This window comes from Dyadobacter sp. HNCC25DJ186 (assembly GCF_056895235.1).
The window spans coordinates 308,168-323,157 of record NZ_JBXHAS010000004.1; the positions used below are offsets into that span (position 1 = coordinate 308,168).

General features: G+C 39.6%; 15 protein-coding genes. 6 read left to right on the forward strand and 9 right to left on the reverse strand.

Translation table 11 applies throughout. From position 1 onward, the window contains the following. Positions 1-26: 26 nt before the first annotated feature. From AC1XUO_RS15050 to hisH, 9 genes are all read right to left on the reverse strand, one after another. On the reverse strand, positions 27-206 hold the full coding sequence (locus AC1XUO_RS15050; protein ID WP_235151769.1) for a PG1828 family lipoprotein: 180 nt from the start codon (positions 204-206) through the stop codon (positions 27-29). 148 nt (positions 207-354) lie between these two features. Continuing rightward, a complete protein-coding gene (locus AC1XUO_RS15055; RefSeq protein WP_483330614.1) occupies positions 355-1,134 on the reverse strand; it encodes a phosphoglycerol geranylgeranyltransferase in 780 nt (259 codons plus the stop codon). Then, positions 1,112-1,540 carry a hypothetical protein gene (locus AC1XUO_RS15060; RefSeq protein ID WP_483330615.1) on the reverse strand — a complete coding sequence of 143 codons (429 nt, stop codon included), beginning with the start codon at positions 1,538-1,540 and terminating at the stop codon, positions 1,112-1,114. The genes AC1XUO_RS15055 and AC1XUO_RS15060 overlap by 23 nt, the downstream gene beginning before the upstream one ends. A 74-nt stretch (positions 1,541-1,614) precedes the next feature. After that, positions 1,615-1,980, reverse strand: a complete 366-nt coding sequence (locus AC1XUO_RS15065; RefSeq protein WP_483330616.1) for a phage holin family protein — start codon at positions 1,978-1,980, stop codon at positions 1,615-1,617. A 57-nt stretch (positions 1,981-2,037) separates the two neighbouring features. Next, entirely contained in the window at positions 2,038-2,373 is a 336-nt protein-coding gene (locus AC1XUO_RS15070; protein ID WP_235151765.1) for a phage holin family protein, read from the reverse strand. A gap of 13 nt (positions 2,374-2,386) precedes the next feature. Continuing rightward, a complete protein-coding gene (gene hisIE, locus AC1XUO_RS15075) occupies positions 2,387-3,016 on the reverse strand; it encodes a bifunctional phosphoribosyl-AMP cyclohydrolase/phosphoribosyl-ATP diphosphatase HisIE (RefSeq protein WP_483330617.1) in 630 nt (209 codons plus the stop codon). 45 nt (positions 3,017-3,061) lie between these two features. Then, positions 3,062-3,838, reverse strand: coding sequence for an imidazole glycerol phosphate synthase subunit HisF (gene hisF, locus AC1XUO_RS15080; RefSeq protein ID WP_483330618.1), 777 nt, complete (start codon positions 3,836-3,838; stop codon positions 3,062-3,064). A gap of 4 nt (positions 3,839-3,842) precedes the next feature. Next, positions 3,843-4,565, reverse strand: a complete 723-nt coding sequence (gene hisA, locus AC1XUO_RS15085; RefSeq protein ID WP_483330619.1) for a 1-(5-phosphoribosyl)-5-[(5-phosphoribosylamino)methylideneamino]imidazole-4-carboxamide isomerase — start codon at positions 4,563-4,565, stop codon at positions 3,843-3,845. Between the two features lie 97 nt (positions 4,566-4,662). Next, positions 4,663-5,250, reverse strand: coding sequence for an imidazole glycerol phosphate synthase subunit HisH (gene hisH / locus AC1XUO_RS15090; protein ID WP_483330620.1), 588 nt, complete (start codon positions 5,248-5,250; stop codon positions 4,663-4,665). A gap of 408 nt (positions 5,251-5,658) precedes the next feature. Here hisH and AC1XUO_RS15095 point away from each other — a divergent pair, with 408 nt between their 5' ends. The 6 genes from AC1XUO_RS15095 (at position 5,659) to AC1XUO_RS15120 (ending at position 14,982) form a co-directional block, all read left to right on the forward strand. Then, a complete protein-coding gene (locus AC1XUO_RS15095) occupies positions 5,659-7,080 on the forward strand; it encodes a M14 family zinc carboxypeptidase (RefSeq protein WP_483330621.1) in 1,422 nt (473 codons plus the stop codon). Between the two features lie 143 nt (positions 7,081-7,223). Then, positions 7,224-8,705, forward strand: a complete 1,482-nt coding sequence (locus AC1XUO_RS15100; RefSeq protein ID WP_483330622.1) for a M14 family zinc carboxypeptidase — start codon at positions 7,224-7,226, stop codon at positions 8,703-8,705. Positions 8,706-8,895: 190 nt separating this feature from the next. Then, positions 8,896-11,691: a TonB-dependent receptor gene (locus tag AC1XUO_RS15105; protein WP_483330623.1), complete on the forward strand. Its 2,796-nt coding sequence runs from the start codon at positions 8,896-8,898 to the stop codon at positions 11,689-11,691. Between the two features lie 40 nt (positions 11,692-11,731). Further along, on the forward strand, positions 11,732-13,063 hold the full coding sequence (locus tag AC1XUO_RS15110; protein WP_483330624.1) for a T9SS C-terminal target domain-containing protein: 1,332 nt from the start codon (positions 11,732-11,734) through the stop codon (positions 13,061-13,063). Between the two features lie 105 nt (positions 13,064-13,168). Further along, on the forward strand, positions 13,169-14,149 hold the full coding sequence (locus AC1XUO_RS15115) for a hypothetical protein (protein ID WP_483330625.1): 981 nt from the start codon (positions 13,169-13,171) through the stop codon (positions 14,147-14,149). A gap of 212 nt (positions 14,150-14,361) precedes the next feature. Further along, on the forward strand, positions 14,362-14,982 hold the full coding sequence (locus AC1XUO_RS15120; protein ID WP_483330626.1) for a HupE/UreJ family protein: 621 nt from the start codon (positions 14,362-14,364) through the stop codon (positions 14,980-14,982). Positions 14,983-14,990 lie beyond the last annotated feature (8 nt).

Here is a 14,990-nt window from a genome sequence, read left to right on the forward strand (position 1 = left end):
AGTAATTTCAGCAAAAGCTCAATGAATTATTTCACTGAATCAGTTGACATAGAATCTGTTGCAACAGAATCAACAGCTACAGTATCAACCATAGGAGTTTCAACAGTTACAGCAGTAGAGTCAGCTGCTTCTTCTTTTGGCTTGCTAGTACAAGACGCGAATGCTACCATTCCGGCAACAAATGCAAATGCTACGAATTTTTTCATTTCTTGGGTGTAATTAAGGTTCGATACAAAGATAGCATGATTAGTTTCAATTATCCCAACGTTTTGGATTGTATTTTTCCAAGAACTTAAAATTTCCTTAGAAAATAATGAAACCCCTTTCTTTAGTACAATATATTATCTTCTAAGTCTAGTAAACCTTCTCTAATTGCAGGTTGAACATTTTTACAGACGCCGCAACCTCAGGAAGCAGATTCTGATTTTGTTCTATTCCATTACCTACCACGATGACATCTGCACCGGCCTGCATCGCAAGCAATGCTTTTTCACTTGAATCAATTCCACCGCCTACAATTATGGGCGTATCTACGGCAGCACGAACGGCTGCAATCATTTCAGGAGAAACCGGGACTTGTGCGCCACTGCCGGCGTCCAGAAAAATGTTCCGCAACCCTAACATTTCTCCGGCCATGGCTGTACAAGCAGCAATGGAAGCTTTATCATGTGGAATCGGCGTCGTGTTACTGATATAGGATACCGTGGTCAGTTTACCACTTTCAATCAGCATATAACCTGTTGGTAAAATTTCAATCCCACTTTTTCTTAACATAGGAGCAGCGATGACGTGTTGTCCTATAAGAAAATCCGGATTTCTTCCTGAAATCAGAGATAATAATAACACCGCATCAGCAGTATGCTCAACATGAAGGCTATTACCAGGAAATAAAATTGTCGGGATATTGGTATATTGTTGAATAGCTGAGATCAGCTTATCAATGGCATAATTTGTAATAAGACTGCCACCTACGAAAAAAAAGTCAACTTCGTTTTCGACAGCCTGCTCAAGGAAACTTTGAAAAGTGTCAAAATCCACTTTATCAGGATCCAGGAGAACTGCAAAAGATTTCCTTTTTTCTTCTTTTCTGGCTGTAAGGAGTTCTGCTATTTTATGATTTGATATTTTCTTCATCCGATTCAAGGTCATCTGCAATAAAATTCTTTAGCTTTTGGCGCGCCCATCCTGCTGCCAATGTCCATACTAAGCTTTGTACGACTGCACCTATCGCAAATTTACTCTTCTTTTCAGGAACCGAACGTCGAATTACCGTATTTTCAGGCTCAAGATATATTTTTTCTTTCTTTTGTGCTTTTGGAAGCACCGCCTCAAGCACTAAATAAGTGCTTACGACCACTCCGCCTATGATCAACGCCTGCTTACCGTAATCTGTTGCATCTTTCTTCAGATCGTCCCACTGCACTTCGAGTTTGTCTCTGTAAAGATCTGCTTCCCGGAGCAAATCCTCTTTTTCTGCGTCAGTATTCGACGAGAACGGTTTCGTTAATTTTACGGATGAATCTATCGGTGAACTACTCATATCATGACCCTATATTAAAGTATTATTCAGAAGTAACCATTGTGAACCAAAAATAGCAAATTCGTCAGAAAAGCCTATTTCCCAAGTACTTTCTCTGTCAGTTCATCTTCTTTCACCTGAACAAAACGAGTGATTATATTACGAATAAACCCGATCAGCTGCTCTTTGAAAGAAATCGCCAAAATTAACTTCAACACAAAAACACCTAACAGTATCAGATATCCAAGATAATCGCTGTTCAGCCATTTATTCAGGAATGTGCCTAACAATATAATGAGCAGAATCAGAATGATCAAAGCAACACTCAACAGAACAACACCATAGATTGCACTTACGACCGTGCGTTCTATTTTGTCTCTTGTCTCTATCTTAAACAGATCGATACGTGTCTCAAAATACTTAAACAGCGTATCTTTTATTTCTTCTAGTTGGTTAAACATAGGCGTGTAGTTTGCAATTCATATAATTGATTTAGAATTAGTTTTTCAAACAAAAGTCTAATCCAAAAACATACCAAGGATTGCAGAAACTACCGAAACAACGAAACCAAAGATCAGCGCAGAGATAAATCCGCTTATAGCAAAGCCATCAACCAGATACGTCGCCAGATAAATTATAAATACATTGATAACAAAATAGAAGATCCCCAGTGTCAGAATCGTAATCGGCAGGGCCAGTATCTGAAGCACTGGTTTTAAAAAGGTGTTAAGAATTCCTAAAACAATAGCAACAATTGCGGCCGTTGTCCAGCTTTCTACGAAGACGCCCGGAACAAGCTTGGAAGCGACCACAATGGCCAAAGTACTGACTAGAAGGCGTATTAATAAATTCATATGGCTTTGGTTTTTATGAGTGACGGCTACGAAGTACGCTAATTACCTCATCTAAGTCAATGTTTTTCTGCTCCAAAAGCACCAGAAGATGAAAAAGCAAGTCACTCACCTCACCTTTGAACAGGTCGTCGTCGTTGTCTTTTGCCTCAATAACAACTTCAACGGCTTCTTCCCCTACCTTTTGAGCGATTTTATTGATACCTCTCTTAAAAAGGCTGCTGGTGTAAGACTCATCTGCCGGATTTAATTTTCTGTCACGGATAATATCCTTTTGCAGATAATTTAAAAACGCCGCTTCCCCGATCCGTGTATTGCGGTTATTTTTTTCCCCAAAACAGGTATCGTCCCCAGTGTGGCAAGTTGGCCCCGCCGGTTCAGCCTTAATCAGAATCGTATCTCCGTCACAGTCAGCTAATATTTCCTTAACAAACAGAAAATTATCAGAAGTTTCTCCCTTCGTCCAGAGACGCTGTTTGCTTCTGCTGAAAAAGGTAACCTTGCCTTCTGCCTGTGTTTTTTCAAACGCTTCACGGTTCATATACCCAAGCATTAAGACAACAGACGTATTGATATCCTGAACAACAGCCGGCACAAGTCCGTCGGCTGATTTGGTAAAATCTATGATTGAAAGTTCGTGCGTCATTTATACTTTTTTATGAAATTTTGGCTGTTATCAACAGCAATGAATTTATCTGGTCAAACGCATTGGAAGCGCTTTATTTTGTAAATATTGCTTCAAATCAGGAATATCTATTTCCCGGAAGTGAAAAATACTTGCAGCAAGGCCGGCATCTGCTTTACCTTCTGTAAAAACATCGTAAAAATGTTCCATGTTTCCGGCACCTCCCGAGGCAATTACGGGGATGTTTGCGTTAGATGAAATTAACGAGGTAAGTTCCAGCGCAAAGCCATTTTTAGTACCGTCCGTGTCCATAGAAGTCAGTAAAAGTTCGCCTGCTCCACGGTCTTCCACTTCTTTTGCCCAGGAAATTGTGCGGAGTTCGGTAGGTTTTCTGCCTCCGTGGGTATGCACAATATGCTCAAAAACACCTTCAATGGTTTCAACGTAACGGGTATCAATGGCGACCACGATACACTGGCTTCCGAATTCCAAAGCAAGCTCATTGATCAGGTCCGGATTACGAACGGCAGAAGAATTAATAGAAACCTTATCGGCGCCTGCATGCAGCAAAGCCGATACATCCGCAATAGAAGAAATTCCACCACCAACCGTAAAAGGAATATTAATGGTATGCGCCACCCGCCGAACCAGATCGATAAAAGTAGAACGACCTTCAACAGTCGCGGCGATATCCAGATAAACCAGTTCGTCGGCGCCCTGTGCGGCATAAAGTGCCCCAAGCTCCACCGCGTCTCCGGCATCACGCAGATTGACGAAATTTACACCTTTGACCGTACGTCCGTCTTTTACATCCAGACAGGGAATTATTCTTTTTGTCAACATATCTCTAAGCTAAAAATCGTTGTAAATCGATTAGACTTATACGGTTTTCATAGATTGCTTTCCCTATGATCACACCATATATATTCATTTCAGCTAACCTTTCAACATCTTCCAAACCACTGATACCGCCACTCGCGATAATTTTCAGGTCAGGACATTTATCCTGTAAGTTTTTATATAAATCGAAAGAAGGGCCTTCTAAAAGCCCGTCTTTCGCGACGTCGGTGCTGATGGTATATTTTACACCTTTTTCAACATATTCCTCGACAAAATCATAAACCCAAAGTTCTGTCCCTTCTTCCCAGCCGCTTACTGCCACTTTCTCGTTTTTGGCATCCGCGCCGAGGATGATTTTTTCTCCGCCATAACTATCCAGCCAGCTTTTGAATAAATCCGGCTGTTTCACGGCTACACTTCCGCCTGTTACCTGTTTAGCGCCGCTTTCAAAAACAACCCGGATATCTTCCTCGGACTGAACACCACCACCGAAATCGATATGCAAAGATGTTTGCGTGGCGATCTTTTCAAGAACTTTCCAGTTGATGACTTTTTTAGCTTTTGCTCCGTCCAGGTCCACGAGGTGTAATCTTGTCAAACCTGAATCCTGAAATTCCAATGCAACTTCAAGCGGATTTTCGTTGTATATCGTTTTTTTGCCGTAATCTCCTTGCGTCAGACGGACACACTTTCCGTCGATCATGTCTATGGCTGGTATTATCTGGATCATATTTTATCGTCGTAATGATATCGCGAATCGTGCCGATATCCCGGTTCACAGGCCGGTGGCCTGTGCTGAGATATGTCGGCCTTTCAGGCCTGGTTGGTTAAAGTTTCAGGAAATTTTCTAATATTTTTTGTCCGACGTCGCCGCTGATTTCGCAGTGAAATTGGGCGGCGTAGAAGTTATCTTTATGCAACATCGCGCTAAACGGATTTATATAATCGCAGGTCGCTACGGTATAATCACAAACCGGTGCAGCATAGCTATGTACAAAATATACGAATGCGTCGTCGATCAGATTTTCTGTGAGCGCTGATTTATAATTGGTGATGTTGTTCCAGCCCATGTGCGGAACTTTCATACCAGGCGTTGGCGGAAATCTTTTTACATCCACATCAAAAATCCCCATGCAGGTTGTATTATTTTCCTCTGAAAAACGGCACATCAGCTGCATACCTACACAGGTTCCGAGAACAGGCTGCGTTAAGGTTGGAATAATTTTATCAAGACCTTTTTCCCTCAGATAACTCATCGCTGTGCTTGCCTCCCCTACCCCCGGAAAAATCACTTTATCCGCAGAACGTATCGCTGCCTCATCATCTGTGTACAAATAATCAACACCAATCCGGTCAAGGGCATACATCACTGACTGCACATTTCCGGCATTGTATTTGATAATTACGGTTTTCATTCGTTTCGGATTAAGGTTTTGCAGGGACAATTATATATAAAACTTCAGTAACAAACTGAAATTCAAAATCTCAGAAAAAAATGAAGCCCGATTCGTTTGAGGAATCGGGCTTCTGGGATACTATGTATTCAACCTTATTACAACACTACTTGCAAAAACACATCACCCAAGACGCCCGGAAACCAAATGGTTTTGATGAAAATGATGATATGTTTCAGCTCTTAACATGCTGCAAAGATATGTAAAGTTTGTCACAGAATGGAACAATTTTTGCAAAAATTCTGCATTAAACGTAAAGAAATTGTATAAGCTGTTTTAAAGATTGTGTTTAATTTTACCAACATTATGTTTAATATCTCAACAACTGCCTGATTACATTTATTTTACAGATTTGGCTTATACAAATTCATGAATTTGAAAACTGCTTTCGAAAATAATCTATACACTTCTTATCCGCTTTTTCGCGAGACATCATTGCAGAACAGGCGCTTCAAACAGGAGTCAGTCATTCATTTAATTGAAAAAAGGAAAGGCAATCCGGCTTATGAAATAAAACAGGCTGGAGAGTCTTTTGAGGCACGTCCGATTCACTGCGTCAAAACAGGAACCGGTCCGAGAAAAATATTGCTGTGGAGCCAGATGCACGGTGATGAGCCGACCGCGACCATGGCGATATTTGATATTTTAAACTTTTTAGATGGAAAAAATGATGGATTTGACGAGGCGCGTCATTTAATTTTGTCGGAGACGTCACTTTATTTTGTCCCGATGTTAAATCCGGATGGAGCGGAACGTTATCAAAGAAGAAATGCTCAGAATATTGATATCAACCGCGATGCTTTGCACCTGCAAGCTCCCGAATCGAGGATTTTAAAGGAATTACAACAAACGCTTCAACCTGAATTCGGATTTAATCTGCATGATAAAAATCCGCGTTATTCGGTTGGAAATACCTCAAAGCTCGCAACAATTTCCTTTTTGGCCACAGCTTATGACCATGAGAAAAATGTAAATCCTGTCCGCGAAAAATCAATACAGGTTATTACCGGAATGAACCGGATGTTGCAGAACCATATCCCAAACCAGGTCGGAAAATGGAATGAAGATCACGAACCGCGCGCCTTTGGTGACAATATTCAGAAATGGGGAACATCACTCATCCTGATCGAATCGGGTGGATATGTTGGTGATCCTGAAAAACAGTATATAAGGAAACTGAATTTCATGGCGACCTTGTCAGGACTTTATTCGATTGCGGAAAATTCCTACGTAAATGAAGGGCGGGAAGACTATCATGCTTTACCTGAAAATAGTCGTTATATATTCGACCTTCTGATAAAAAATGCAACAATATTACAGGACGGAAAAAATTTTCAGGCCGACTTTGGTATTGATCGAACCGAGATAAATTACGAGAACGCTACAAAATTTTTCTATCAAAGCAAGATTGAAGATTATGGAGATCTTTCGATCTTTTTTGGAAGCGAAGAATTTGATGCCACCGGATATACTTTGGAAAAAGGAAAAGTACTTTCAGTTGAGTATGATAATATCCATGACCTGGATAAGATTGACCCGTGGTCATTACTGAAAGAAGGTTATACTTTTATCAAGATGAAACCTGACTTCACCTTATCAGGAGTTTCGGGCACCCAACTCCCTTTACATATATTAAGAAACAAAGCCGAGCCGGCAGCAGCCCCGACTTTTGAAGACATTGCAACTTTTACGCTGACTAAAAACGGTGAAGTGAAATATGCGGTCGTAAATGGATTTATATATGATTTAGTGGCTGAAAATGCCGCTTTTTTCAATGGCATTGTTGAATGACTTTCTTTTTGTCAAGATTTCACAGAAAGAAAAATAGGACAAAAGCAAAGATTAAGAAGTTTTATTCGTTAAAAAACTTAGCGGTCTTCGCGTTTTACCTGCGCGGAGTCCGCTTTTTTACTTTCCGTGAAACAAACAAGACTATGAAATATTTACTCACCCTCCTTGTTCTCTTTTGTCAAATACAATTATCCTTTTCCCAGTCCCGTGATCTGGCTGAAAGGTTGATGAAATCTCACGAAAAATATAAAGAAACAACAATAAAAAACCGGCGTTTCAAGCATAAAGACATTCAGCCACTAATCTCGAAAAGACGTACGAACAATATTTACGAAATTTCCAAAGTAGGCGAATCTTTTGAAGGACGAAGTATTTCCATGATTAAGGTTGGGAAAGGACCACACACGATTATGGCCTGGTCGCAGATGCACGGCGACGAACCGACAGCGACCATGGCTACTTTCGATATTTTCAACTTTCTGGAAGGAAAAGGTGACGGTTTTGATAAATTAAGAAAAACAATACTGGACAGCACGACCATCTATTTTGTACCGATGCTGAATCCCGATGGCGCGGAAAAATACCAGCGGAGAAATGCGCAGGGATTTGATTTGAACAGAGATGCCATGTTTCTTCAGGCACCTGAATCCAAAATTTTAAAAGATCTGCAAAGCAAAATCAAACCGGAATTTGGCTTCAACCTGCATGACCAGGGTCCAAGATATTCGGCTGGACGGTCTGAGAAAAAAGCGACCATCTCCTTTCTTGCCACGGCTTACGATTATCCAAGATCAATAAATACTGTCAGGGAAAAGTCAATGCAGTTGATTGTTAAAATGAACCGCGATCTGCAGCAATTTATTCCCGGGCAGGTCGGCAGATACGCAGATGATCACGAACCGCGAGGTTTTGGGGATAATTTTCAAAAATGGGGTACGACATTAATCCTCATTGAATCGGGTGGGTATGCCGGAGATCCTGAAAAACAGTATATCAGAAAACTAAATTTCATGTCACTACTCACTGCATTCGAGGCCATTGCAGATCGTAGTTACGACAAGGAAGACAAAGGAAATTACGAGAACATCCCTGAGAACGGAAGGTCGCTTTTCGATCTGATCGTGCGCGGCGCAACAATAACGAAAGGCGATTATACATACCTTTCGGATCTTGGAATAAATCGTAATGAAGTGAATTACGCGAATGCCAGCAGATTTTATTATGCTGCCAGAGTTGAAGATTACGGAGATCTTTCGACGGTTTTTGGTACTCAGGAAATTAATGCATCAGGACTAACACTCGCTGCGGGAAAAGTTTACCCATCTGCAATAAACAGCATTCAGGAACTACAAAAATTGAACCCGAAAGAATTGTTCAGACAAGGATATCTTTATATAAAACTAGCCTCAACTGACTCCGGAAAACTACCGCTTTCGTCTTTATATGAGTCACCATTTCACTTCCTAAAAAGAGGAAAATTGCCATCCGTATCCTCGCCGGAACTTGGAAGCTCAGGCACTTTCCTCTTAAAAAACGGTAATATTGTGAAGTACGCAGTAGTCAACGGATATGTTTACGACTTGGAAAAGTTCAAAACCAGCAGTGGTAACGGCTTTATAGAATAACCTACCGAAAAGGCAAAAATGCCTCTATCTCTTTGTAAAGACATATTCTTGTCGAACAAATGCCACAAATTCTGTAAAGAATTGATTTACAGTGATAATTGCAAACCTTAAATAACCAAGCCATAATATTGAGTTAACATTGAGGTAATATTGGGAGGGTACTTTTGCTGTCGAAAACAACTGACACAAGATGAAAACAAAGTACTTTTTTACTCTCTCTCTTCTTTTTATCACAACTCTGGCATTCTGTCAGACAGGAACTATCAAAGGCCAAGTAAAGGATGCAAAATCCGGGGAGGCTATCATTGGAGCAACCGTTCAGATTTTAGGCACACAATCTTCAATTGGTTCTGTTACAGACGTTGAAGGAAATTTCGATATTTTAAAAGTTCCTTCCGGATCTTATAAAATACAGATCAGTTACGTATCATACGCTACAAAAGAAATTGATAACGTACGAGTTGAAGCTGATAAGTCAACTTTAATAAGTACTTCGTTAGATGAGGACAACAAAACGTTACAAGAAGTTGTTGTTAAAGGTCAGCGTAATACGAATACGGAAGTTTCAGTGATTACAGAATTGAAACAAGTTCAGCAAATTGCTGTTGGTATTTCTGCACAGCAGATTCAAAGGACTCAGGACAGGGATGCTTCGGCAGTGATTCGCAGAGTTCCGGGCATTTCAATCTTTGATGACCGTTTTATTGTAGTTCGTGGACTAAATGAACGTTACAATACTGTATTGCTAAATGATATTATCACACCGTCCACGGAGGTTGATACAAAATCCTTTTCTTTCGATTTGATTCCGGCTTCGGCAATTGACCGGATGTTGGTGTTTAAATCTGCATCCGCAGATTTACCTGGCGACGTTAGTGGCGGGGCAATAAAAATTTACACAAAAACGGTTCCTGATGGAAATAGTTTTGGAGTAAATTTTTCAGTAGGTTACCGTGCAGGAACAACGTTTAGCTCTGCAACGAGCCATCAGGGAGGTCCCTTGGAATTTCTTGGAATTGAGAATGGAACTAGAACCCTTCCGGGCAATTTCCCAAATAGGCGTGGTGTAATTTTAAATGCAAGCAATGACGCCATAATTGATAGATTCAAGCAATTACCTGATTATTATGCTCCGAAAAACATGTCATCTGTTACTCCGGATTGGAGAGGTGGAGTTAATTTTAGCAGAAGGTTTTTTGTAAAAAACACGGAGGTTACCAATACTTCTTACATAAATTATTCGCTCACAAGAGTTAATACTGAGGTTTCTCAAAACCGTTTCAACTTCCGTGGCGAGAAAACCGCAATTTTAAATGATCAGCTTTTCCAGGAAAATGCACGTTTAGGAATAATGTCAAACTGGGCATTTATTCTTAACCCTAAAAATAAAATTGAATTCCGCAATTTGTTTAATCAAATGGGGAATAAAGAAACTGTACTTCGTGGCGGTGGCGACCTTGAAAATAATATTGATTTCAACAATGGCGCATTTAGGTATGAGGCCAGAAGTATCTATTCAGGACAGCTAAGTGGTACACACGAACTTAGCGAGAAGACTAAATTGAAATGGATTGGAGGTGCTGGTTATACTTATAGAAATGAACCTGATTTCCGTAGATTCACTTCAACGCGTGAAACAGGAACGAACAATCCATTCACAATGAACTTACAGCAGTTTGAAAGCCCGACTCTGCAGCAGGCAGCGCGCTTTTACTCACGATTAGGTGAAATAGTAGGAACTGGAACAGTTACTGTTGAACACCTGCTTGGTGCAAAAAAGGAAAATTCAGAAATGCAACCAAAGCTAAACGCTGGTACATATGTTGAGTACAAAGACCGCAAATATTCTGCAAGATGGTTCGGTATTGTTAACCCAAACCGTGTTGGGAGCGAAATATTAACCTTAGCACCTGAGCAGTTTTTCCAAAATTCAAATCTTGCGACAGATAAGGTGTATTATTCGGAAGGAACTAACTTTGACGATAAATATACTGCACAAAACTTGTTAGCTGCCGGATATGCATCAGTTTACTGGCCATTGACAGAGCACTTAAATGCAACCATCGGTTTCAGAGGCGAGTATAACCGTCAGCAATTACAAGGCTTTGAAAGAGGTGGAGGGATCGAGGTTAATGTCGATCGCCCTGTGTTTACTCCGCTGCCTTCATTAAATCTTACCTATAAGTTCAACGAAATGTATGCAATCAGAGCTGCTTACAGTACTACTGTCAACAGACCTGAATTCAGAGAATTATCGCCAAGTACTTATTACGATTTTAACTTTGATGTGTCAAGAAAAGGAAATCCAGATCTTGTTAACGCCACCATTCAAAACTATGATGTCCGTTTCGAATTCTATCCTAGTAAAAGTGAGCTGATAACGCTTTCCTTCTTCAATAAAACTTTCAAAGATCCTATTGAAGCTGCTATTTTTTATAATGGTAGTACGGTTGCTTTCACCGTTCAAAACGCAAAAACAGCCTATGCCCGTGGTGTAGAACTTGAAGTGAGAAAAGCATTATCAAGCCCGGAGAATGCAAATTTCCTGAGTAAAATGTTGGTAACACTGAATGCTTCTTTAATTACAAGTGATGTTAAAACGAACGTTACTACTGGGAGCTCAGACAGATATTTACAAGGCCAGTCTCCTTATTTGATTAATACAGGTCTTTTCTATAATGATGATGCTCATGGTTTCCAGATAAATGCACTTTACAACATCATTGGAAAAAGAATTTATATCATTGGAGACAATCAAGTTAGCGCGAATATTTTTGAAATGCCCCGCAATGTTATCGATCTAAATATAATTAAGGCAATTGGTAAACACTTGGAACTGAAAGCCAGTGTACAGGATTTGTTAAACCAACCGTTCCGCCTAGTTCAAGATACCAACCGTGATAATAAAATTACTTCTGAGGACGGATCTTACCAAAAATACCGCAGAGGATCCTATTCGATGGTTGGTCTTCGGTATACCTTCTAATTCACCAATAATAATCAATTAAAACAAATCAATTCTTTACATGAGAAAATTAGCAACTTGGTTACTTGCAATGCTGGTAACATCTTCTACGGTCTTTATTCAATCTTGTAAGACAGACGATGATGGAGAAGATCCGACGATCGTAACACCACCTGTTGGGGAAACAATTACGGTTAAAGGAACAATTACGACTGCAACAACTTGGAAAGCTGCCAATAAGTACATTCTTGAAGGTTTCGTCTATGTTGATAACAATGCAACATTGACTATTGAACCAGGTACTATCATTAAAGGCGACAAGTTGACAAAAGGTTCTCTTATCATCAAACCAGGCGCAAAAATAATGGCAGAGGGAACTGCTGCGAAACCTATTATATTCACTTCAAGTGCGGCAAAAGGTGCTCGTAACTACGGTGACTGGGGTGGTGTTGTTCTTCTTGGTAAAGCTCCTGTAAACAAAACTCCTGCAACAATCGAAGGGGAAAACGTTTCAACTTTTGGAGGAACAGATGCCGCTGATAATTCTGGTACCTTGAAATATGTACGAATTGAATTTGCCGGAATCGCATTTGAAACAGACAAAGAAATCAACGGTCTTACTTTCGGTGGTGTGGGTTCAGGTACTACAATTGACTATGTTCAGGTTTCATACAGTGGAGATGATGCTTACGAGTGGTTCGGTGGAACAGTTAATGCAAAACACCTTATCTCTTACAGAACTTTGGATGATGATTTTGATACTGACTGGGGATATAGCGGAAGAGTGCAGTTTGGTTTAGCACTTCGTGACCCATCTGTTGCAGATCAGTGCTCTTGCTCAGATTCAAACGGGTTTGAATCTGACAATGACTCTAACGGTTCGGATGCAACTCCTCAAACGAATGCTAAATTTAGCAACATGAGTATTTTCATTGCACCAGGTACAGTTAATGGAAAATACCGTTCAGCATTTAGAATTCGTCGTAATTCGGCAGTTAGCATCTACAATTCAGTAGTTGTAGGTGGCTACAAAGGTGGACTTGAACTTGAACAGACTGCCTCTCAGGCAAACTTCACTACCGGAAAATCGGATTATCAAGGATTATATCTTTCTGGTATGACAAATGCAATTGCTGCCGGGGATACTACCTTACTTAAGTCTGCAAGTCGTAAAAATGTATTTGGTGCTGTTGTTTCTACCTTATTACTTGATCCAGCGTATAATACGCTTGGTGCAGGATTAAAGGTTTTACCTTTGGCATCTTCACCACTATTAACCGCAGGAGCTACTCTTCCAACAGGATTTGAAGCAAATACATACGTAGGCGCATTTGGAACTACGGACTGGACAACTTCATGGACAAACTTTGATCCACAGAACGCAGAGTATTAAAAGGAAATAAAAAAATACTGATTCATTTACGTTGCTGAAAGTGACCCTCTCAGCAACGTAAATTAACCATCAATATTTAAAAACATAATAACTTTGATCTTGATTATGAGAAATTTATATTCTAGTTTTTTCGCGATTGTATTTTTATTTCTTCTTGGTTGTAAAGAAAATGACATTCGTCAGGAAGTAAACAGTGGATCACTAATTGAAAATGACAGGTTTAAAGTTAACTCTTTACAGGGATTTAAAAATTTGTTAGATTCTGTAAATAATTTGAATTTAGAGCAAACAATAAATTTTTCGTCGCAACTTAAAAGTAAAGCTTTCTATAAGGCGAGTAATGATTCGATTTTAATTGAAAACGGCAAGAAAATTCTTCTTCCAAGAGCTTTTTCTGCCTTGTTAAACAATGAAATGGAATTTCAATTAGACAAAAATATTGCATGGTTCTATCGCGGAGATTTGTACATCATTCCAGAGAACAAATTAACAGAAATAAAGGATATCCTTTCCAAATCTAATAATCCCTTGGTCGAGGCAAAATCAAAATCCTTGACTACTTATCACATGACCAATGGGATTGACCTTCTTGATAGAAAGAGTTCATTAAGAACTAATGGTGGAATAACTTTCCGTCCCGGAGATAGATATTTAGCATTTTCTACGAACAGCGTTTATAATAACCAAACATTTAAAAAGGAAATTTATATAAATTGTTCAGATTGGTATTATCCGTTTGGAGAATACGGATATCAGATATACTATTCCATGGAATTTCAAAAGTACAATTCTACAATTGGACAATGGGAATATATAGATGATTATAGCGGATTCTTTAGGTTTTTTAACATTGAACTGGATGGTAATATTCTATATGGTACAAGTTTGAATAGTCCTACATCACGATGGGAAGCACCACAACACCCAAATAATGATTTATACTCCAAAGGTCATGGAATTATTAGATATCATTTTTTAAATGTTCCCTCAATGCCAACCAACGTCTATGGCAAACTAGTAATGGACTCTTATTTTGAAATGTATCACAATAGTGGGACTGTTACTGGAAATATCGATCTATGGTAGATATTAATAATCTTATATAATTGGTGTCAGAATTTGAAAAAACCGGAGGCGTTTGCTTCCGGTTTTTTTTGTTGTTTGATGAAACCGGCAACTCCCAATTTCTTTCAAACTTGTTTTCCTCTGCCGAATGAAATAACTTCGGAACTTTGTTTTAACAAGTAAGCGAATGGCTACATTCCTTCTCACCTAACCCATCAAATAAATTCCTTTTCATGTCCGAATTTCAAGCTTACCTGCAATTGGGTTTCGATCATATTACAGATTCCAATGGTTACGACCATATCCTGTTCATCGTTGCGCTTTGTGCCATTTACACGCTGATTGACTGGAAGAAAGTGATCATTCTTGTTACAGCTTTTACGATCGGGCATTCCATCACGCTGGCCTTATCGACTATGGGTATGATTTCGATCAACCCCGATGTAATCGAATTGTTGATTCCGGTGACGATACTTTTTACGGCTATCCTAAACTTCTTTCACAAAAACCCGAAAAGCTCTTATGTAAGAGAAAAAACGTACAGTTCACGTTATCCCATCGCGTTGATTTTCGGACTTATTCATGGTCTGGGATTTTCTAATTATCTCCGCACGCTGCTTGGTAAGGAAGCCGATATCTTTGAGCCGCTTTTAGGTTTCAATGTCGGGCTTGAATTAGGACAGCTCATTATCGTATTTGTAATTTTAGCTATCGCTTTTGTAGCCATAGAATTACTCCGGTTATCCAAACTCAGATGGAATGATATTATCTCGGGAATTATTGTTGGTATGGCAATATCGCTGATCATTAATAATCAGCTTTTTAGAGAAATCTTAGGATTATCCGTAAATTAATCGCGCAA